Origin of the sequence: Micromonospora sp. RTP1Z1 (genome assembly GCF_033804685.1) — a bacterium.
In the GTDB taxonomy this organism is placed as follows: domain Bacteria; phylum Actinomycetota; class Actinomycetes; order Mycobacteriales; family Micromonosporaceae; genus Micromonospora.
In genome coordinates, this window is sequence record NZ_JAPFQV010000013.1 from 1 (window position 1) to 18,683 (window position 18,683).

Genomic DNA, 18,683 nt, shown 5'->3' on the forward strand with positions numbered 1-18,683 from the left:
GGGAGATCTTCTCGACGCTGCCGACGGTAACGTCGTCGACCTTGACGGAGGCCCGTGGCACCAGTTAGAGCACGTCGCCGAACTCGGCGGTGACGGTGTAGCCGTCGCCGGCCGGCGCCCCGCCGGGCAGCGGCAGGTCGGCGACCTCGGGCAGCCCGCAGCCGGCGGGCAGCACCGCCGCCACCAGGACGCCGGCCAGCACGCGCAGCGCCCGGGCGGTCATGCCGGACCCCGCAGGATGCCGCCGAGGGTGGGGTCGCTGGTGGTGGAGGAAGAGCCGCCCGGCGCCTCGGCGGGGATCGGCGCACCGGGGGAGCTGACGGAGCCCGGTGGGGACCCGCCGGCCGCCGGGGCGCCGGGCGGCAGCTTGAGCAGCTTGCGCAGCTGGTCGGTCAGGGGCAGGCCGCGGGAGCGCAGGGTCTGCGCCAGCGCGGTGCACTTCGCCGGCACCTGGCCGGCGGGGAGCTGGTCCACCATCAGTGAGCAGACGAAGGTGGCCGGGTCGTAGGGGCCGAGGGCGTTGTCGCGGGTGTCGAGGGTCCCCGAGCGCGGGTTGTAGGCGAGGCTGAGGTTGTTCACCGCCAGCGGCGTCACGTCGAGGATGTCGATGACCGCCTGCTGCTGGCGGACCAGCACGCCGGTGATGTCGGTCAGCGCGGCCACGTTCGAGGTCAACGCGGTGCGGTTCTGCTTGACGAAGGTGGTCACCTCGGCCAGCGCGGCGGAGAGGTTGCGCAGCGCGGCGGCCAGCTCCTCCTTCTCGCCGGCGAGCTGCTCGGCGACGTCGGCGAGCTGCTGGTTGAAGCCGCGTACCTGCTGGTCGCTGCGGGCCAGCGCGGTGGTGAAGCGTTGCAGGTTGGCCACCGAGCCGAACAGGTCCTGCCGCCCGTCGGCGAGGGTGGTCAGCGCGCGGGACAGCCCGTCGAGGGTGTCGTGCAGGTTCCCGCCGTTGCCCTGGAGGTTGGCCCGGCCGGTGGCGACCAGGTCGGACAGGGCGCCGTTCGCGTTGGCGCCCTGCGGGCCGAGGGTGCGGTTGAACTCGTCGAGCGCCTGGTAGATGTCGTCGATCTCCATCGGGGCGGCGGTCCGCTCGACCGGGATCTGCGCGCCGTCGGCCAGCGCCGGCCCGCCGGTGAACGCCGGGGTGAGCTGGACGTACCGGTCGCTGACCACGCTGGGCGGGACGATCAGCGCCTGGGCGTCGGCGGGCACGTCCACCGCGGGGTCGTAGCGCATCTCGACGCGTACGGTGCGGCCCTGCGGCGTGACCGCCGCGACCTCGCCGACCCGGACGCCGAGCACCCGTACGTCGGAGCCGGGGTACACCCCGACCACCTTGGTGAAGTACGCGACCACCCGCCGCTGGGATGGCTCGTGGCGCCACAGCACCACGCCGACGGCGACGGCGGTCAGCAGCACGGTCGCGGCGGCCAGGGGGCGGCGCCAGCGCTGGATCGGGCCGGGCATCAGCGTCCTCCCGTCGTGGGCAGGTACGGCTGGAGCAGGCCGTCGACGTACGAGTCGAACCAGCGGCCGTTGCCCACCACGTTGGCGAACGCGGTGACGAACGGTGTCATCCGCCGGATGGTCCGCTCCAGGTCGTCGCGGTTGCGTTGCAGGATCGCCACCACGTCGCGCAGCTTGCGCAGCGCCGGTTCGAGCTGGGCGCGGTTGTCGGCGACCAGCCCGGACAGTTGGATGCTGAGGTCGTTGGTGCCGACGAGCAGCCGGTGGATGGCGTCCCGGCGACGGCTGACCTCGGCGAGCAGCTGCTCGCCGTCGGTCACCAGCTTGCGGAACTCGTCGTCGCGTTGGGCGAGCACGCCGGTGACGTCCCGGGTCCGGGCGAGCAGGGTACGCAGCTCGGCGTCGCGGCTCGCGACGGTTTGGGACAGCCGGGACAGCCCGGTCAGCGAGGTGGTGACGCTGGCCGGAGTGTCGGCGAAGGTCTCCGAGAGGGTGTCGAACGCCTGGGCGAGCTGGTCGGTGTCGACCTTGTCCAGGGTGTCGGCGAGTCCGGTGACCGCCTGCACCACGTCGAACGGCGCGGCGGTGCGGGCGAGCGGGATCTGCCCGTCCTCGGGCAGCTTCCCCGGTCCGGCCGGGGACAGGGCGAGGTACTTCTGCCCGAGCACGGTCTTGATCCGGATGGTGGCGCCGGTGTCGCGGCCGAACCGTACGCCGTCGTCGTCGATCCGGAAGCGGACCCGCACGTACGGCTGGGCGCCGTGGGCGAGTTCCACCCCGGTCACCGCGCCGACCCGGACCCCGGCCACCCGGACCTCGTTGCCGGTGGCGAGGCCGCTGGCGTCGTGGAACGCGGCCTGGTACGTGCGGCCGGTGAGGGCGGCCAGCCGGTCGAGCTGGAAGGCGCCGAGCAGGGCGGCGAGGATCAGAGTGAGTGCGGTCGCGCCGACGACGACCGGGTTGCGTTCGCGGAAGGGTTTCACTGGCTGCCTCCGGTGGCGCAGCGGGCGGCGGGGGCGCTGAAGGTGGCGGGGTTCAGCGGGGCATGGCCGGCGACGGCCACCCGCCCGTCGAAGTCGCAGAGGTAGAAGTTGAACCAGGAGCCGTAGGAGGCGACCCGGGTCAGCGACTCGTAGCGCTCCGGCAGCCGGCCCAGAGTGCCGTCGATGACGGCGGAGTTGCGGTTCAGGGTGCCGGCGAGGTCGTCGAGGGCGCGGACGTCGGCGGCCAGCGGCGGCCGCACCTGACCCAGCAGCGAGGAGGTCGTAGTGGTCAGCTCGCCCAGGTTGACCAGGGCATCGCCGATGGCGGTCCGGTCGGCGGCCAGCCCGGAGACGAACTGCTGCAACTGGGCGATGCTCTGGTCCAGCTCCCGGTCCCGGCTGGCCAGGGTCGCCAGGACGCGGTTGAGGTTGGTGACCACCCGGCCGATGACGGCGTCCCGGTCGGCGAGGGTGTTGGTCAGCGAGGCGGTGCGTTGCAGCAGGCTGGCGACGGTGCCGCCCTCGCCCTGCAGGACCTGGATGATCTCGTACGCCAGCTTGTTGACGTCGTTCGGGTTCAGCGCGGTGAACAGCGGCCGGAACCCGTTGAACAGCACGGTCAGGTCCAGCGCGGGCGTGGTGCGGGCGAGCGGGATCAGGCCGTCGGCGCGCAGCGGCCGGCCCTCCCCCGGGCCCTCGCTCAGCGCCACGTACCGCTGGCCGACCAGGTTCCGGTACCGGATCTTCGCGCGGACGCTGGTGGCCACGGGCACGTCGCGGTCCACGGTGAAGGCCACCTCGGCGACCGTGTCGTCGACCACCGCGATGTCGCTGACCTTGCCCACCCGCACCCCGGCGATCCGGACGTCGTCGCCCGGCAGCAGGCCGGTGACGTCGGTGAACCGGGCCCGGTAGGTGACGCCGTCGGGCGGGAACGCGCCGAGGGTCTGGGCGAGCAGCGCGGTGGCGAGCAGCGTCACCGCGGCGAAGACCACGAGCTTGACCAGCGCACCGGTCGTCTTCCCGGTCATCGGGCGTTCACCACCGCTCCGCGCAGCAGCGGCCCCCAGAGCAGGACCGCGATGTCGGGCACCTCCGCCGGGGGCGTGCCGGTCAGCCCGCCGACCAGGGGTTTGACGAGGGCGCTCTCCTCGCCGGTGCCGGCCCGGCCCATCGCGGGACCGGCGGCCGGGGCGTCGGCGCCGGCCGGCGCGCCGACCGGCAGGGGCGCCCGGGTACGGGTGCGGCCGTAGTCGTAGCCGTCGGCGACCGGCACCTCGGGCGCGGGCACCGGCGGGTCGGGCAGGCCCCGGCAGTTCGGGCCGTCGTGGGCGGCGTAGACCGGCTCGTCGCGGCCCCGCTCGTACGGGCCGCCGTCGCGGGTCACCTCGAGGGTGATGTGCATCCGCCCGCCGGCGAAGACCTGCTCGACCCGGGGTTGCAGGGCGACCAGGCCGTGCACCAGGCACGGGTACTCGGGGGCGTAGGTGGCGAGCAGTTCCAGCACCGGGCGGCTGACGGCGCCGAGCCGGATGAGCTGGTCGCCGTGCCGGTCGAGGAAGCCGCGGGTGGTGTCGGCGGTGTCGGTGGTGTCGGCGAGGAACGCGGCGAGCTGGGTCCGCTGGTCGCTGACCGTGGCGGCGGTGACGGTGACGTCGCGCAGCAGGGCGAGCAGGTCCGGCAGCGCGGCGTCGTAGCCGTCCAGCACGACGGCGAGTTGGCGCACGTCCTCGGCGATGGTGGGCATCGCCGGGTTGAGCTGCCGCAGGTACCCGTCGAGCCGGGTCAGGTTCGCCCCGAGCTGGTCGCCGCGCCCCTCGAGGGCGGTGGATAGGGCGCCGAGGGTCGCGGCGAGCTGGTCGGGCCGGATGGCCTGCAGCAGCGGCAGCGCCTGGTCGAGGACCCGTTCCAGCTCGACGGCGGTGCGGCTGCGGTCCTGGGTGATGACCGCGCCGTCGCGGATCGGCCGGGCGGCGCTGGCCGGCGGTGGGACCAGCTCGACGTACCGCTCGCCGAAGAGGGTCTTGGGCAGCAGTCGCGCGCTCACGTCGGCGGGGATCCGGCCGGTGCTGGCGGGGTCGAGCGCCAGCCCGATGACGGCCCCGCCGCCGTCGCTGCGTACCGTCCGGACGTCGCCGACGACGACGCCGCGGACCTTGACGTCGGCGCCCTCGAGCAGTTGCAGGCCGGCGCGGTCGGCGCGGAGGGTGACCCGCTCGACCGGGGTGAACGCCTTGCGGTACTGCAGCACGGAGGCGGTCAGCGCGGCGGCCAGCACGGCGATGAAGAGGATGCCGAGGATGCGGTGTCTCATGGTCACCCCGCGATCCGGACGGTGGTCGTGGCGCCCCAGATGGCCAGCGACAGGAAGAAGTCGACGACGTTGACCGCGACGATGGCGGTGCGGACGGCCCGCCCGACGGCGACGCCCACCGCGGCCGGTCCGCCCTTGGCGGTGTAGCCGTACCAGCAGTGCACCAGCACCACGATCACGCTGAACACCAGCACCTTGCCGAAGGACCAGAGCACGTCCCCGGGCGGCAGGAAGAGGTGGAAGTAGTAGTCGTAGGTGCCGGCGGACTGTCCGAAGTAGCCGACCGCGATGGTGCGGGTGGCGAGGTAGCTGGCGAGCAGCCCCACCACGTACAGCGGGACGACCGCGATGAACCCGGCGATCATCCGGGTGGTGACCAGGAACGGCAGCGACGGCACGCCCATCACCTCGAGCGCGTCGACCTCCTCGGAGATCCGCATCGCGCCGAGTTGGGCGGTGAACCCGCAGCCGACGGTGGCGGAGAGGGCCAGCGCCGCCACCAGCGGCGAGATCTCCCGGGTGTTGAAGTACGCCGAGACGAAGCCGGTGAACGCGCTGCTGCCGATCTGGTCGAGCGCCTGGTAGCCCTGCAGACCGACCTCGGTGCCGGTGAAGAAGGTGAGGAAGCAGATCACCCCGACGGTGCCGCCGAGCACGGCGAGCGCGCCGGAGCCGAAGCTGACCTCGGCCAGCAGCCGGATCACCTCCCGCTTGTAGCGGCGCAGGGTGCGCGGGGTCCAGGCGAAGGCGCGCAGGTAGAAGGCGAGCTGCCCGCCCAGGTCGTCGAGGTAGCGCAGCACGGCCATGTCAGCTCCCCTTCTGCGGTACGACCTGGAAGTACACGGCCGTGACGACGAAGTTCAGCGCGAACAGCAGCATGAAGGTGATGACGACGCTCTGGTTGACCGCGTCACCGACCCCCTTGGGGCCGCCCTTGGCGTTCATTCCCTGGTAGCAGGCGACGAGCGCGGCGGTGGCCCCGAACAGCAGCGCCTTGACCTCGCCGACCAGCAGGTCGGGCAGCTGCCCGAGGGCCTGGAAGCTGGCCAGGTACGCCCCGGGCGTGCCGCCCTGCAGGACCACGTTGAAGGTGTAGCCGCCGGTCACCCCGACCACGCTGACCAGCCCGTTGAGCAGCACGGCGACCAGCATCGAGGCGAGCACCCGGGGCACCACGAGGCGCTGGATGGGGTCGATGCCCAGGACCTGCATCGCGTCCAGCTCCTCGCGGATCTTGCGGGACCCCAGGTCGGCGCAGATCGCCGAGCCGCCGGCGCCGGCGATGATCAGCGCGGTGACGATCGGGCCCGCCTCGCGGACCACGGCGAGCACCGACGCGGCGCCGGTGAACGACTGCGCGCCGAGCTGCCGGACCAGCGAGCCGAGCTGCAGGGCGATGACCGCGCCGAACGGGATCGAGACCAACGCGGCCGGCAGGATCGACACCGAGCTGATGAACCACGCCTGCTGGACGAACTCGCGGACCTGCACCGGGCGGCGGCCCAGGCCGCGCAGCGTGTCCAGGCAGAACGCGAAGAACTCGCCGGAGCGGCGCAGCGCGGCAACCGGGGCGTTCATCCGGCCACCTCCCGGTGGTGCCGGCCTTCCGTGGCGAGGTGCGGGGCCAGTTCGACGGTGGGCCGCTCCGCGTCCCGGCGGCCCTCGAACGACCCAGGTGGCGGGGCGACGCCGTGCTCCCGGCACCACTGGCCCGGTGGGCGTTCGGCCCGCCGGGGCAGCCCGTCCGACGGCGGCAGCTGCAGCGGGATGGGCGGCAGCGGCGGCAGCTCCACGCCGGCCTGCGCCTCGGCCTGGAGTTCCTCGGCGTCCTTCTCCTCGGCCATGCCGATCGGGCCGATCCGCTGGGCGTTGAGGAACTGTCGCACCACCGGTTCGGTGCTGGACAGCAGCATCTCCCGGGGGCCGAACATGGCCAGGTGCCCGTGGTAGATCAGGCCAATGTTGTCCGGCACGGTCCGGGCGGTGTTGATGTCGTGGGTGACGATCAGGAACGTCGCCCCGGTGCGCTGGTTGAGGTCGATGATGAGCTGGTTGAGGTACGCGGTGCGCACCGGGTCCAGCCCGGAGTCGGGCTCGTCGAAGAGGATGATCTGCGGGTCGAGGACGAGGGCCCGGGCCAGCCCGGCCCGCTTGCGCATGCCGCCGGAGATCTCACCGGGCAGCTTCTTCTCGGCGCCGACCAGGCCGACCATGTCGAGCTTCTCGGTGACCACGGCGCGGATCTGCGGCTCCGACTTGCGGGTGTGCTCGCGCAGCGGGAACGCCACGTTGTCGTAGATGTTCATCGAGCCGAACAGCGCGCCGTCCTGGAACAGCACGCCGAACAGCTTGCGCACCTCGTACAGCGCCCGCTCGGACAGGCGGGGCAGGTCCCGGCCCTCGATCACGATGGAGCCCCGGTCGGGCCGGAGCAGGCCGACGAGCGTCTTGAGGAACACCGACTTGCCGGTGCCGGACGGTCCGAGCAGGACGGATATCTCCCCCGCCGGCAGGGTGAGGGTGACGTCCGACCACACGGGCTGCCCGCCGAACGACTTGGTCAGCCCCTGCACGGTCACCTCGACGCCCATCGACCCTCCCGTCGCCTCTACTGACAGAGACATCGCCGCGGTACGTGAAGTCGCAACACATAACTTTCGGTGCCACAGCGCTACCCAGCGTGAGAGGTGCGGAAACCAGCCCGACTCAGTACGGTGCGGTTAACCCGTCGGTAACGAAGGTGTCTCGCAATCCCATGATCCGAGCAGTCGATCCAGAGCTGGTCCACCAGGCCGTCCAGGGTGACCGGACGGCGATGGCGACGCTGCTCACCGACCTGCGGCCCGGCCTGGTCCGCTACTGCCGGGCGCGCCTGGGTCGCATCGGCGGTGCGTACACCACCGCCGACGACGTCGCCCAGGAGGTCTGCCTCGCGGTGCTGCGCGCACTCCCCCGCTACCGCGACCAGGGCTCGCCCTTCGCCGCCTTCGTCTACGGCATCGCCGCCCACAAGGTGGCCGACGCGCAACGCGCGGCGATCCGCGACTCCGCCGTCACCTCCACCGACGCTCCGCTGGAGCGGCCCGACGCCGCTCCCGGTCCGGAACAGCAGGCCGTCGCCACCGACCTGGCCCGGCGGCTGTCGGTGCTGCTGAAGAAGCTGCCGGAGGGGCAACGGGAGATCGTCCTGCTGCGCGTCGCGGTCGGGTTGTCCGCCGACGAGGTGGGGACGATCGTCGGGATGACGGCGGCCGCCGTACGGGTGGCCCAGTCCCGCGCCCTGGCCCGGCTCCGTACGCTTGCCGGGAACGCACTGGACGAGGTGGCGGCATGAGTGAGCGCACCCCCGGCGGCGGCGAGGAGGCGATGGACCTCGACGTCATCGCCCGCGACGACCTGCTGCTCGACGCGCTCGCTCGGGGCGAGGACGCGCCGACCGACGACGTCGTCGCCGCCATGCTCGCCGCCTGGCGGGCCGACGTCACCGCCGACGCACCCGAGCCGATGGGGGTGCGGCCGCCCGCCCCGACCGGGGACGGCGGGGTGCCCGAGCCGCCGGTGCCCCTGCGTCCGGCCGCCCGCTCCCGCCGGTCACGCCCCTGGGCGCTGCGCCTGGCCGCCGCGGTCGTCGCGGCGCTCGCCCTGGTGTCCGGGCTCGGGATCGGCAGCCGGAACGCCGGGCCGAGCAGCCCGCTGTGGTCCCTGACGAAGCTGCTGTATCCGGAGCATGCCGAGGTGCGCGGCGTCGAGGAGACGATCGCGCGAGCCCGCGCGGCGCTGACCGCCGGCCGCTTCGACGAGGCCCAGCGGCTCGTCGACCGGGCGCGTCGGGAGCTGACCGCGATCACCGACCCGGCCCCCGTGGAGCGGCTTCGCGGTGAGCTCGCCGCGCTGACCCGCCAGCTCGTCGCCGCGCGGGCCGTCGCCACGCCGCAGGCCGCTCCCCCGGCGTCGGCCGCGCCGTCGACGCAGCGGTCCGGGCCCACCGGACGCGCGACAACCCACGCCCCGGCAGCGCCGCCAGGGCCGACGAAGCCGGGTTCCGGACCGGCGCCGGACGCCTCGCCGACCGGCGGCGGCGACCCCCGGCTGCCGCTGCCCCGGCTGCCGCTGCCGCCGGTCACCGGCCCGTCGCTGCTGCCGCCGCTGCCGGCCCTGCCCCTGCCCACCACCGGCCTGCTCGGCTGAACGTCCGCGTCCGCCGACCCGCCGAGCGGCGACGACGACCGCGGCCGTGATGACCCGGTCGGCCGGTGACGACGACCCACGGCGACACGCTGCAGCTGGACGACAGCTACGCCGACGGCGGCTCAGGCCGCGGGCCGCTCCCGGTCGGCATCGCGGCCGAGGGCGACCATCCGCAACGTCTCCTCCCGACGGCGGACGAGCAGCACGCCGGCGAGGAACGTCATCGCCGGCACGAGCACGAGCATCGCCCACTGCGTCGGTACGAGCGGGATGGTGTGGCCCATGTGCATCGTGGACACCGCCCAGCCGGCCAGCGCGGTGTCGATCACCAGGGCCAGCGTGGCGACCGGCGCCAGCATCACGACGATGCGCCGGCGGACCTCCGGGGCGAGGGTGGCCAGGGCGACCAGCGCGGTCAGCCCGGCCGCGGCGAGGCCGGCGACATACAGCCACATGACCAGCTCGCTGCGCGCCTCCAGGTCGTAGAGGCGCTGAAAGGACACCGTCGCGGTCGTGGTGTTGAAGAGCGGACTGGTGACCCGGTTGACCACCAGCAGCGCCGCCATCGCGAGCGGCGCCAGCACCAGCACCGCCAGCCGGCGTACGCCCAGCACCGCCACCGCCCGGCGGCGCGGCGCCGGCACGCTGAGCGCGGCGGCCACCACCACGGCGAGCGCGAGCTGCGGCAGGGTGTCCACCACGTACCGGGGCTGGTCGGCCACCCCCGGCCCGACCAGCACCACCCAGGCGACGACCGCCGCCCAGGCCAGCCCGGCGGCGATCCACCGCAGCCCGACCAGCGCGGCGACGCAGACGCCCGCCCAGCCGACCAGGCGCAGCAGATCGACGCGGTCGGCACGGACCACCAGATGGACGAACGGCGGGAGGGAGGGATCCGATACGAACTGATCGACCACCCCCTTCCCGGCCAGCACCAGCAGCACGAGGGCGACGAACAGGCCGGTCACCGCGGCGGCGTCGGCCCAGGCCGGCTCGGTGAACCCCCGTGCGCTCACCCTCAGCCGGGCCCGCAGGCCGGCGCCGATCAGGTTGGCCGCGTCCGCGGCGGTGGGCCGACGCTGCCCGGGCCGGGCGTCGGCGAGGAGGACAGCGAGCATCTCATCCTCGTACGCCCGGCGGTGTTCCCAGGGGTAGACGGCGAGCAGCCGACGGTAGCGGCGTTCCAGCTTCTCGTCGCTCACGCCGCTCCCCCCTCGGGGAGCAGGCCGGCCCGACGCAGCCGGACGCCGGCGGCGTCGGCGTTGCGGCGCAACCGGGCGGCCTCGTCGGCGAGCCGGGTCGCGCCCAGCGCGGTGAGGCGGTAGTAGCGGCGCAGCCGGGACTGCACCACCTCTTCGCGCTCGACCTCGATCAGGCCGTCGGCACGGAGCCGGTCCAGGACGGCGTAGAGGGTGCCGGCGCGGAGTCGGACCCGGCCGTCGGAGATGCGCAGGACGTCCTCGATGACGGCGTAGCCGTGCTGGGGTGTCTCGGCCAGCGCGGTGAGGACCAGGAAGGTCGGTTCCCGGAGCGGACTGTCGGTCATGCTGCCGAGCATATACCGCTTGTCGTTATATGCAGTGCCCCGTCAGTGCGGCGGTTCCTGCCGACCGCGGTGGCCGTCGCCCTCGGCCGCGGCGGCCACGCTCTCGGTGACCGGGCCGAGCACCGGCCCGACCGGCGTCGCCTGCTCCTTCGGCCCCGGCCCACCGGGAGCCGCCTGCTCACGGGCGCCCCGGGTGAACTCGCTGAAGAAGCGCAGCAGCTCCACCGGGATCGGCATGACCAGGGTGCTGTTCTTCTCCGCCGCGACTTCCACCACCGTCTGCAGCAACCGCAGCTGGTACGCCCCCGGCGTGTTCGCCATCGCCTGGGAGGCGTCGGCGAGCCGGCGGGACGCCTGGAACTCGCCGTCGGCGGCGATCACCCGGGCTCGGCGTTCCCGCTCCGCCTCGGCCTGGCGGGACATCGAGCGCTTCATCCCCTCGGGCAGCGACACGTCCTTCACCTCGACCCGTTCGATGAGCAGGCCCCACGGCTTCTCGGTGGGCGCGTCGATCACCGCCTTCAACTCGGCGTTGATCCGGTCCCGGTCACGCAGCAGGGTGTCCAGGTCGGCCTTGCCGATCACCGACCGCAGCGCCGTCTGGGCCACCTGGAGCACCGCCGATTGGTAGTCCCGCACGTTGACCAGCACCTTCACCGGGTCGACCACCCGGTAGTAGACGACCGCGTCGACAGTGAGGGTGACGTTGTCCCGGGTGATGACGCCCTGCGCGGGCACTCCGATCACGGTGGTCTGCATGCTGACCCGCACCATGCGGTCGGCCACCGGGATGATCAGGTGAAAACCGGGCTGTCTGATGCGGTCCACCACCCGGCCGAAGCGGAACACGACCCCGCGCTGGTACTGCTGCACCAACCGGACGCTCAGCGACAACACGAGCACCACGATCGCGATGACGATGACCAGGCCAACGACGACGGCAGCTCCCATTGTCCCCCTCGATTCCGGAGGCGCCCGCCTCCCGGCGCCGCGCCTACCCGTTCCGACGCCGTTCACTCCCGCGAGCGGGGCATTGCGGAGCGCGTGCCCGCCCGCCGGCCCGGTCCTCGCCCCGGACGGCGTCGCCCTCACCATCGTCGGAGCCGGCGCGGCGCAACGGGCACCGGCGGGCGTCGGCGGCCGCCGACGCTGGGCGCTGGCCGAGCCGGTCGGGGTGGACGTCAACCCGGTGGTCATCCGCCCACCGGCCAGACCGTCTGACCGGAGCGGATGGACGCCGGGCGGACCCGGCGGTCCGGGGAGCCACGGGCAGCGACGAGTCGCCTGCGGTTGGTAATGTGTCGCCGGTCCGCGGCGGTAGGCTCCCTTCGGCGCCCGGACGGTGTCCCCTGGGGAGGGTCGACATGTGGACGGACGACGCGGGCCTGGCGACGGCGGGACGCCGCATCGACGACTGGGAGGCCTCCCTCGCCGATCGGGCGGAGCGCAGCCGGGCGCTGGCCCAGCGACTGTCGGGCTTGACGGCCAGCGCGACCAGCGCGGACGGGGCCGTCGAGGCGACCGTGGACTCCGCCGGCACGCTGATCGCCCTGCGGCTCGACGAGCGGATCCGGGCCCGGCCGGCGGCGCGGACCGCCGAGCAGGTGCTGGCCACCACCCGGGCCGCATACGCCGACTTGCTGCGCCAGGCCACCGAGGCGACCCGGGAGACCCTGGGGCCGGACGATCCGGCGGCCGACGCGATCATCGACTCGTACGGCCGGCGACTCGGCGGAGCCGACGGGGACGGCCACCGTGCCGGCCGGTGAGGGCATCGACGTCGTACCGACGGATCTGACCGCGCACGCCGGTCACCTGGACGGGATCGCCGACGCCCTGGCGGTCGCCCGGCAGGCCGGCGCGTCCGTCCGACTCGGCGCGGACGCGTACGGCCAGCTCTGCGAGCTGATGCCGGTGCTGCTCGACCAGGTGCAGCGAGTCCTGGTCGACGGCGTCGGCACGGCGGCCCGCTCGGTGGGCGACACCGCCGACCGGCTGCGCACCGTGGCCGCCCGCTACCGGGAGACCGACACCCGGGCGGAGACCACGCTCAACCGGATCCGGCAGCGCCTGTGACCACCAACCCGCTGGTCGCCGCCCCCGCCGACGGCCCGGCCAACCCGTGGGCCGGCGTCTGGATCGCCGAGGACATCCAGCTCATCGGCGAGGGCATCACAAACGGCAGCTGGATCGACGGCACCCTCGGCGTGGTCGGCGCCAGCCTGGACGGCCTCGCGCTGGTCTCCGACCCGATCGGCTCCCTGCTCCAGTACGGCGTCGCCTGGCTCATCGAACACGTCCGGCCGCTCACCGAGGCGCTCGACTGGCTGGCCGGCGACCCCGCACAGATCGCCGCGCACGCCCAGACCTGGCGCAACGTCGCCGGCTCCCTGCGCGACGAGGCGGAGAGCCTGGCTCGGGCGGTACGCATGAACGTCGCCGAGTGGGGCGGCAGCGCCGGACCGGCCTACCGCACCTGGGCCGGCGAGCAGCAGCAGGCCGTCGCCGGCCTGAGCCACGCCGCCGACACCATGGCGCTGGTCACCGAGGCCGCCGGCATGCTCATCGCCGCCGTCCGGCTCATGGTCCGCGACGCCATCGCCACCTGCGTCTCCCGCCTGATCGTGTACGCCGCCGAGGAGGCGGCCAGCCTCGGGTTCGCCACTCCCCTGGTCGTCGAGCAGGTCACCACCACGGTGGCGGCGTGGGGGGCGAAGATCGCGCAGTGGTTGCGCGGGCTGCTGGCCAGCCTGCGGCGGCTGATCCCGAAGATGCACCGCCTCGGCGAGTTGATCGACAAACTGAAGCAGATCCTCGGTCGGCTCAGGGACGGCAGCGGGCAGCCCTCCCACCGGCCTGAACATCGGAACGAGCGTCTGGATCCGGAAGCTGAGGCGAAGCGAGTCCGCGATCTCGGCATGGATCCAGCCACCGGCAGATTCCGTCCGTGGAGGCCGAAACGGCAGTACGGCTGGAGCAGGCACTCGGAGTCCGACTGCGACGGGCCCCAGCAGGATCCTCCGCCGACTGGGTTGACGAGGCCGGTCACACGTATGATGCCGTGGGACCTTTCGACAGCCGGTTCTTCGACCGGGAGTGGAAGCGACTCCAGTACCAGATGGAACGACATCTGAACAAGGCGGATCTCGTACCAGTGGACGTATCAACGTTCACGCCGGAGCAGATCGTGCGGATCCAGCAATTCATTGCGGACAAGCAGCTTGGTCCGCGTGTCTTCATCTTGGGGAAATGATGGCGGGCCTGATCGTACTCAAGCCAGGGCTCGACTGGTCTGCGGGCGGTGGCTTGTTCGACTGGACCCTGGAGTTCCTCATTCCACGAGTGAGCGACCGGAAGGCAGCCGAACACCTCCAGGAAATCGTCGAAAACAATCTCGGGTCCTTCTGGTTGGACGACGTGCCCGCCGACACGCGGCGGGAGATCCTCGCACAGTGGCAGGATGGTCTGATCGAGGCAGCGCGGGACGAGCTTCCGGAAACCAGTCACAAGAGCGATGTGCTGCGGCAGTTGCAAGATCTCGTCGAGCTTACCTACGAGGCCGGCCGGACATAGCCAAGCCACCGCGCGTGAGCGTCCACTTGCATGGACCTCGCCGGTCCTTTGAGGAAGGGCTCCATGAATCTTCACGACCCGGTTCAACTGGTGTCGGAACTGCCCGAGCAAGGGCTGCCAGCAGGTCAGAACCGACGCGCCAGCGGGATGCCGTGCGGGGGTGCGGAACGCAGCAGCCAGGTCGGGTTGCTCGCCCCAAGGATCGTGCCGTCCGCCGATCGGACCTGGGTACGGACGTAGGTGCCGTCGCCTGGCGTCACCCGCAGGTCGTACCAGCCCGGTCGAAGCTGCCCTATGGAGATCCGGGTGGTCCTGTTGGCCGGGGTCAGGTCGCGAACGCCGGCCAGGTCCACCGTCCCGATGACCGCCTCCAGGGACGCGCCGGCCGGCAGGTCGGTGGCGAGCAGACGTACCGTCAGCTCCGCCGCGTCGGTGACGGCGACCGCGCCCATCGCCGTACGGCCGTTGAGCTCGATGTCCAGGGCACCCCGGTAGCGGGCCAGGTCGGTGAACCAGGCCTGCCCGGCGCGCAGCGCGGCCACCAGGTCATCGCGGTCGGTGGACGGCGCCCAGACGTACGTGACGTGTCGATCGCCGCGTCCCCGCCAGTCGGTGCCGTCGTGGTCGTCGGTCACGCCGACGGCGGTGAAGAAGACGGCGTTACGGGCGGCGACGTCGAGCGCCCACAGGTGGTCGGCGAGGGGCCCGCGACCGATCTCGACCAGGTCGGCGCCGAGGTTGTTCCGCTCCACCATCAGCCGGGCCAGCGACTCCCGGTTCTCCACGTCGAGCGGGTGGTTCCAGCAGACCACGCCACCGTGCGAGTGCAGGAACTCGATCATCCGCGCGGTACGGGTCACGTCGTTGTCCCGGTACGGCGGCGACGGGAACGCCGGCAGCGTCTGGTCCCCGCCGAACCAGTTGAGGTGCCGCACCAGCGACACCTCGTACGCCCGGTGGTGGGTGACACCCGGGAACGCGCCGTCGTACCCGCGGAGCACCTCGGCGCGGAGGTCCTCGCCGGCCTGGCCGGCGCGGCGGGCCCGGTCGAAGGCCAGCCGGTCGACGACGAAGCTGCCCCGCGCGGACGCGTTCACGCTGACGCCGAGGCGCAGGCCACGCAGGGAGTTGTCCCCGGCGACCAGGTCGGGCCAGAGCCGCCGGACGTCCTCCACCAGCGCGAACGTGTGCCGCCGCCACTGCCCGGGCGGGGCGGGCAGGTCGACGGTGCCGAGCAGGTCGTCGGTCGACTGGCCGGCGCGCTCGGTGCCGATGCGGTAGCGCAGGATGTGCTGGCCGGCGGGTCGGCCGGCGCGGGCGGGGTGGTGCGAGAGGGCGATCTCGACGAGCAGGATCGCGTCCGGCCCGGACGTTTCCGGCAGCACGTCGAGGTGGAGCGTAGTGTCGGAGATGTTGCCGGTGTGCGTCCAGTTCCAGGCCTGGCCGGCGTACCAGAGGATGCCGTCGCCGGTGGCGGTGAGGCGCAGGGTCTTCGCCGAGTCGTCGGTGGCGTGCGGGCTGTCGACGAAGTCGGCGGCCGAGGCGGCCAGTTGGCCCTCGGTGGACGCCTTCCAGGTCCAGGCCAGCCCGCCCTCCAGCTCCTCCGCGCCGTCGAAGTGCACCATCCGGCGGTGGTCGTGCGCGGCGACCCGGAAGTCGTGGTCGGTCCACCAGATCACGTCGACGTCGTTGCGGCGGGCCTGGTCGAGGTGGGCGGCGTAGCTGGCGATGCCCTCGCTGAACGAGGCGTGGATGTGCATCGCCATGCTGATCGGCCGGCGGCCGCCCGGCGGTGGCGGTGGCGGGTCGGCGGTGGCGGCGAGGCTGACGGGGACGCCGACACCGGCCACGGCCAGGCCCCCGGCGGCGACGAGCAGGCTCCGCCGGTTGAGCCGTGGCTGTCCCTCGCCCATCCCCGCTCCTGTCCTGCCCGTCGGTGGGGCCAGCGTACGGTCGGCGGCGACGGCCGGGGATCCGGCAGTGGTGTCCGGCGGCGGAACAGCGGGGTGCTCGCCGACCTCGTCGGCTGACGCCTCCTGTTCGTTCGATCCGATTGGGGCACTCAGCTCTGCGTCATCTGCCCTTCTGCGCGCCGATCTACACGTACCCCGCGGCGTCGATCCGGCCCCACCTGCCTGGAATGTCGAGCAGCTCGATCCGCCTGAATCTCTCGGGCAGGGCCGGCGCCGCCACCAGGTCGTCTCCGTACGGCTCCAAGCCGAGCATGGTCCGCAACAACAGGAGTGGCGCGCCGGTGGACAGGACCTGAGGGCTGTTCGCTGTGGGGTACTGGACGGGGTGCCTCGTCAGCTCCCGGTCGTATCCGCCGAAGGCCTCCGGCAGTCGATCGTTGAAGAACTCGGCTGCGTCGATGATGCCCTGGGCGATGTGCGCGGCTTCTTGGGCGAAGCCGTAGCGGCGTAGTCCCCAGGCGATGAAGGAGTTGTCGAAGGGCCAGACGGTGCCGACGTGGTAGCCGAGCGGGTTGTAGCGGGCCTCTCCCTTGGCGAGGGTGCGGACGCCCCAGCCGGAGAACAGTCGGGGGCCGAGCAGGTGCTCAGCGATCTTCGCGGCCCTGGACTCTTCGACGATGCCGCTCCACAGCAGGTGGCCGATGTTGGAGGACAGCGCGTCGACCTGGCCGCCGTCGGCGTCGAGGGCGAGGGCGTAGTATTCGCCGTCCTCCACCCAGAAGTCCCGGTTGAACCGTTGCTTGAGCTCGGCTGCTTCCCGTTCGAGGCGGTCGGCGTACGCCGGGTCGTTCCAGAACTCGCGGGCCAGGCGGGCGCCGCGGATCTTGGCGTCGTAGGCGTAGCCCTGCAGCTCGCAGGTGGCGCGGGGCAGGCCGGGCAGCCTGCCGTCCCGGTAGGAGATCGCCTCCGGCGAGTCCTTCCAGCACTGGTTCTCCAGGCCGGTCTGCTCGTTGCGGCGCTGGTACCAGACATAGCCGTTGCCCATGATGTCGCCGTACTCGTCGATCCAGTGCAGGGCCGCCCGGGCCTCGTCCTCGAACTCCCGCACCAGGGCGGCGTTCCCGGTCCACCGCTCGTACTCGTCGAGCAGGACCACGTAGAGCGGGGTGACGTCGGCGCTGCCGTAATACGGCGATTGCGGGCGTTGCTCGAACGCGACCAGCTCGCCGTAGCGAAACTCGCGCAGGATCTTTCCCGGCTCCTCGTCCCGGAAGTCGTCCAGCACCGAGCCCTGGTCAATCCCGAGCATGCGCAACGTGGCCACGGCGAGTTCCGAGGCGAAGGGCAGTGCCTGCAGACTGGCGAAGATGGGTTCACGCCCAGTGAGGGTCGCGGCCCACGGCAGGCCGGCGGCGGGCATTGCCTCCTTCGGGAGCGTCAGCGGCGAGTACCGCAACGCCGCAAGATCGATCAGGCTTCGACGGTACGTCCTCGTCAGCGGCGCCCAGTCACAGTGCAGTTGCGGTGCCTTGTCGAGCCACCGTTGAAGGTCCTGCTCGAGGTGCACCTTGTTTCGCCTGCGTCGCCCGGGATACACATGGTCGCGAACATCCTGGCCGTCCGGGCGCAGCACCTGTCCTCGGACGTGCAGTGTGGTGGTCCACTTTTCGTGCGCGCCGACGAGGATGTTGTACGTCAGCCCGTGTTCGTCGACCTGCGCCGGCTCGCTCGTGGAGATGACCGTCTCGCGCCGGAACTTCTCGCGCTCGTAGCCGAGATGCAGGGACCCGTCCTCGACGCGCTTGTAGATCCGGCCCGCTGGCTTCTCCGGCTGCGCGATCGCGAGCAGAGGCATGAAGTCAGAGTCCGCCTCGAAGCGGACGGTGAACTCGGCCGGTTCCGCGGCGTGGTTGAAGACCGTCAACCGCTCCTCAAAGCTGCCGGCGACCGACCGTTCACGCATCACCGACACCTTGGAGTCCAGGTAATGGGTCGGAGCGCCCGGCACCAGGAAGAAACGCACTTCGAAGTAACGCGAGTCGTCCATGGCCAGGGCGTGCAGCCCTTCGCCGTTGATGCTCAGCCGCCACAGCGACAGGAATCGGGTGTCGAACGAGAAGAACCCACATGGGACAGCGGGCGACGCTTCGATGTCACCGCTGTCAAAGCTCAACACGAAGATGTTGCCGTCCAGGATCCTGACGAGCTCCGCACTCATCTGCGCCCCCCACGTTCGCGGGCAAAGGTCCGCGGATGGCGCGCGCCGGGCGTCTCGCGAAAGAGCCGCTCCAGCAGGACTATGAACCGATATTGGCCTTCGCTGGTGATCTCGTTCCGCAGCCACGCCGGCAACGGTTTCTCCTCGCCGCGTGCCATGCGGTCGAAGAACGCGTTGTCGGCACGGATGACGCAGTCGGCGTCGCGCTCCTCCCTCGACACCCGAATATCACCATTGATGATGGTGACGAGCCAATGATCGATCCCGTGGCCGTGTTCGAGATCGAAGCGTATGGTGCCCGTGGTCTTTTTCAGCAGGCGTTCGGACCCACGGCGGTCGAGTTCGTCGAAGAACTCTCTGGTCGCATGCGACATCAGCGCCACCCCTTGCAAGTCGACCGGCTCAACAGGCAGCGTCGCTCACCCCGTGATGCCGAGGTGCCCCGGCCCGGGTGATGCTGTGCTGGTCAGAACTGACCGAG

Annotated in this window: 20 protein-coding genes; 6 read left to right on the forward strand and 14 right to left on the reverse strand. The window is 72.1% G+C overall.

Features of this window, described 5'->3' with window-relative positions:
* Nucleotides 1–64: 64 nt before the first annotated feature.
* The 8 genes from SLP03_RS09460 to SLP03_RS09495 are packed head-to-tail and all read right to left on the reverse strand — an operon-like array spanning nucleotide 65 to nucleotide 7,355.
* Entirely contained in the window at nucleotides 65–223 is a 159-nt protein-coding gene (locus SLP03_RS09460) for a hypothetical protein (RefSeq protein WP_319460156.1), read from the reverse strand.
* Nucleotides 220–1,467 carry an MCE family protein gene (locus tag SLP03_RS09465; RefSeq protein WP_319460157.1) on the reverse strand — a complete coding sequence of 416 codons (1,248 nt, stop codon included), beginning with the start codon at nucleotides 1,465–1,467 and terminating at the stop codon, nucleotides 220–222. Before SLP03_RS09465 ends, SLP03_RS09460 begins: the two co-directional genes overlap by 4 nt.
* Nucleotides 1,467–2,450, reverse strand: coding sequence for an MCE family protein (locus SLP03_RS09470; protein WP_319460158.1), 984 nt, complete (start codon nucleotides 2,448–2,450; stop codon nucleotides 1,467–1,469). The genes SLP03_RS09465 and SLP03_RS09470 overlap by 1 nt, the downstream gene beginning before the upstream one ends.
* A complete protein-coding gene (locus SLP03_RS09475; protein WP_319460159.1) occupies nucleotides 2,447–3,481 on the reverse strand; it encodes an MCE family protein in 1,035 nt (344 codons plus the stop codon). Before SLP03_RS09475 ends, SLP03_RS09470 begins: the two co-directional genes overlap by 4 nt.
* Entirely contained in the window at nucleotides 3,478–4,764 is a 1,287-nt protein-coding gene (locus SLP03_RS09480) for an MCE family protein (RefSeq protein WP_319460244.1), read from the reverse strand. The genes SLP03_RS09475 and SLP03_RS09480 overlap by 4 nt, the downstream gene beginning before the upstream one ends.
* A gap of 2 nt (nucleotides 4,765–4,766) precedes the next feature.
* Complete coding sequence (locus SLP03_RS09485) at nucleotides 4,767–5,570, reverse strand: ABC transporter permease (RefSeq protein WP_319460160.1); 804 nt, start codon at nucleotides 5,568–5,570, stop codon at nucleotides 4,767–4,769.
* Nucleotide 5,571: 1 nt separating this feature from the next.
* Nucleotides 5,572–6,342, reverse strand: coding sequence for an ABC transporter permease (locus SLP03_RS09490; RefSeq protein WP_319460161.1), 771 nt, complete (start codon nucleotides 6,340–6,342; stop codon nucleotides 5,572–5,574).
* Nucleotides 6,339–7,355, reverse strand: coding sequence for an ABC transporter ATP-binding protein (locus tag SLP03_RS09495; RefSeq protein ID WP_319460162.1), 1,017 nt, complete (start codon nucleotides 7,353–7,355; stop codon nucleotides 6,339–6,341). Before SLP03_RS09495 ends, SLP03_RS09490 begins: the two co-directional genes overlap by 4 nt.
* Before the next feature lie 164 nt (nucleotides 7,356–7,519).
* Between SLP03_RS09495 and shbA the strand changes: the two genes are divergently transcribed.
* On the forward strand, nucleotides 7,520–8,098 hold the full coding sequence (gene shbA, locus SLP03_RS09500; RefSeq protein ID WP_319460163.1) for an RNA polymerase sigma factor ShbA: 579 nt from the start codon (nucleotides 7,520–7,522) through the stop codon (nucleotides 8,096–8,098).
* Nucleotides 8,095–8,952: an anti-sigma-D factor RsdA gene (locus tag SLP03_RS09505; RefSeq protein ID WP_319460164.1), complete on the forward strand. Its 858-nt coding sequence runs from the start codon at nucleotides 8,095–8,097 to the stop codon at nucleotides 8,950–8,952. Before shbA ends, SLP03_RS09505 begins: the two co-directional genes overlap by 4 nt.
* A gap of 122 nt (nucleotides 8,953–9,074) precedes the next feature.
* On the opposite strand, the gene SLP03_RS09510 is transcribed toward SLP03_RS09505, so the two are convergent.
* The 3 genes from SLP03_RS09510 to SLP03_RS09520 are packed head-to-tail and all read right to left on the reverse strand — an operon-like array spanning nucleotide 9,075 to nucleotide 11,449.
* Complete coding sequence (locus SLP03_RS09510; protein ID WP_319460165.1) at nucleotides 9,075–10,154, reverse strand: hypothetical protein; 1,080 nt, start codon at nucleotides 10,152–10,154, stop codon at nucleotides 9,075–9,077.
* On the reverse strand, nucleotides 10,151–10,498 hold the full coding sequence (locus tag SLP03_RS09515) for a PadR family transcriptional regulator (protein ID WP_319460166.1): 348 nt from the start codon (nucleotides 10,496–10,498) through the stop codon (nucleotides 10,151–10,153). Before SLP03_RS09515 ends, SLP03_RS09510 begins: the two co-directional genes overlap by 4 nt.
* A 42-nt stretch (nucleotides 10,499–10,540) precedes the next feature.
* Entirely contained in the window at nucleotides 10,541–11,449 is a 909-nt protein-coding gene (locus SLP03_RS09520) for an SPFH domain-containing protein (protein ID WP_319460167.1), read from the reverse strand.
* 413 nt (nucleotides 11,450–11,862) lie between these two features.
* On the opposite strand from SLP03_RS09520, the gene SLP03_RS09525 reads away from it, so the two are divergent.
* The 4 genes from SLP03_RS09525 (at nucleotide 11,863) to SLP03_RS09540 (ending at nucleotide 14,071) form a co-directional block, all read left to right on the forward strand.
* Nucleotides 11,863–12,267 (forward strand): YbaB/EbfC family nucleoid-associated protein, encoded by a 405-nt coding sequence (locus SLP03_RS09525; protein WP_319460168.1) that lies wholly within the window; start codon nucleotides 11,863–11,865, stop codon nucleotides 12,265–12,267.
* Complete coding sequence (locus SLP03_RS09530) at nucleotides 12,254–12,574, forward strand: type VII secretion target (RefSeq protein ID WP_319460169.1); 321 nt, start codon at nucleotides 12,254–12,256, stop codon at nucleotides 12,572–12,574. The genes SLP03_RS09525 and SLP03_RS09530 overlap by 14 nt, the downstream gene beginning before the upstream one ends.
* 871 nt (nucleotides 12,575–13,445) lie before the next feature.
* The gene (locus tag SLP03_RS31570) at nucleotides 13,446–13,751 is read left to right on the forward strand and encodes a hypothetical protein (protein ID WP_413644492.1); all 306 of its coding nucleotides are present in this window, start codon (nucleotides 13,446–13,448) and stop codon (nucleotides 13,749–13,751) included.
* Entirely contained in the window at nucleotides 13,748–14,071 is a 324-nt protein-coding gene (locus tag SLP03_RS09540) for a hypothetical protein (RefSeq protein WP_319460171.1), read from the forward strand. Before SLP03_RS31570 ends, SLP03_RS09540 begins: the two co-directional genes overlap by 4 nt.
* 125 nt (nucleotides 14,072–14,196) lie before the next feature.
* Here SLP03_RS09540 and SLP03_RS09545 read toward each other — a convergent pair whose 3' ends face one another.
* The 3 genes from SLP03_RS09545 to SLP03_RS09555 form a co-directional block, all read right to left on the reverse strand.
* Complete coding sequence (locus SLP03_RS09545) at nucleotides 14,197–15,984, reverse strand: hypothetical protein (RefSeq protein ID WP_319460172.1); 1,788 nt, start codon at nucleotides 15,982–15,984, stop codon at nucleotides 14,197–14,199.
* A 184-nt stretch (nucleotides 15,985–16,168) separates the two neighbouring features.
* On the reverse strand, nucleotides 16,169–18,202 hold the full coding sequence (locus SLP03_RS09550; RefSeq protein ID WP_319460173.1) for a glycogen debranching N-terminal domain-containing protein: 2,034 nt from the start codon (nucleotides 18,200–18,202) through the stop codon (nucleotides 16,169–16,171).
* Complete coding sequence (locus tag SLP03_RS09555; protein ID WP_319460174.1) at nucleotides 18,199–18,576, reverse strand: SCP2 sterol-binding domain-containing protein; 378 nt, start codon at nucleotides 18,574–18,576, stop codon at nucleotides 18,199–18,201. The genes SLP03_RS09550 and SLP03_RS09555 overlap by 4 nt, the downstream gene beginning before the upstream one ends.
* Nucleotides 18,577–18,683: the final 107 nt, after the last annotated feature.

Bases quoted from the DNA above. Each gene is read 5' to 3' on its own strand.
- SLP03_RS09460 (WP_319460156.1), bottom strand. From the start codon at position 223: ATGACCGCCCGGGCGCTGCGCGTGCTGGCCGGCGTCCTGGTGGCGGCG.
- SLP03_RS09465 (WP_319460157.1), bottom strand. From the start codon at position 1,467: ATGCCCGGCCCGATCCAGCGCTGGCGCCGCCCCCTGGCCGCCGCGACC.
- SLP03_RS09475 (WP_319460159.1), bottom strand. From the start codon at position 3,481: ATGACCGGGAAGACGACCGGTGCGCTGGTCAAGCTCGTGGTCTTCGCC.
- SLP03_RS09480 (WP_319460244.1), bottom strand. From the start codon at position 4,764: ATGAGACACCGCATCCTCGGCATCCTCTTCATCGCCGTGCTGGCCGCC.
- SLP03_RS09485 (WP_319460160.1), bottom strand. From the start codon at position 5,570: ATGGCCGTGCTGCGCTACCTCGACGACCTGGGCGGGCAGCTCGCCTTC.
- SLP03_RS09490 (WP_319460161.1), bottom strand. From the start codon at position 6,342: ATGAACGCCCCGGTTGCCGCGCTGCGCCGCTCCGGCGAGTTCTTCGCG.
- SLP03_RS09495 (WP_319460162.1), bottom strand. From the start codon at position 7,355: ATGGGCGTCGAGGTGACCGTGCAGGGGCTGACCAAGTCGTTCGGCGGG.
- shbA (WP_319460163.1), top strand. From the start codon at position 7,520: ATGATCCGAGCAGTCGATCCAGAGCTGGTCCACCAGGCCGTCCAGGGT.
- SLP03_RS09505 (WP_319460164.1), top strand. From the start codon at position 8,095: ATGAGTGAGCGCACCCCCGGCGGCGGCGAGGAGGCGATGGACCTCGAC.
- SLP03_RS09515 (WP_319460166.1), bottom strand. From the start codon at position 10,498: ATGACCGACAGTCCGCTCCGGGAACCGACCTTCCTGGTCCTCACCGCG.
- SLP03_RS09520 (WP_319460167.1), bottom strand. From the start codon at position 11,449: ATGGGAGCTGCCGTCGTCGTTGGCCTGGTCATCGTCATCGCGATCGTG.
- SLP03_RS09525 (WP_319460168.1), top strand. From the start codon at position 11,863: ATGTGGACGGACGACGCGGGCCTGGCGACGGCGGGACGCCGCATCGAC.
- SLP03_RS09540 (WP_319460171.1), top strand. From the start codon at position 13,748: ATGATGGCGGGCCTGATCGTACTCAAGCCAGGGCTCGACTGGTCTGCG.
- SLP03_RS09545 (WP_319460172.1), bottom strand. From the start codon at position 15,984: ATGGGCGAGGGACAGCCACGGCTCAACCGGCGGAGCCTGCTCGTCGCC.
- SLP03_RS09550 (WP_319460173.1), bottom strand. From the start codon at position 18,202: ATGAGTGCGGAGCTCGTCAGGATCCTGGACGGCAACATCTTCGTGTTG.
- SLP03_RS09555 (WP_319460174.1), bottom strand. From the start codon at position 18,576: ATGTCGCATGCGACCAGAGAGTTCTTCGACGAACTCGACCGCCGTGGG.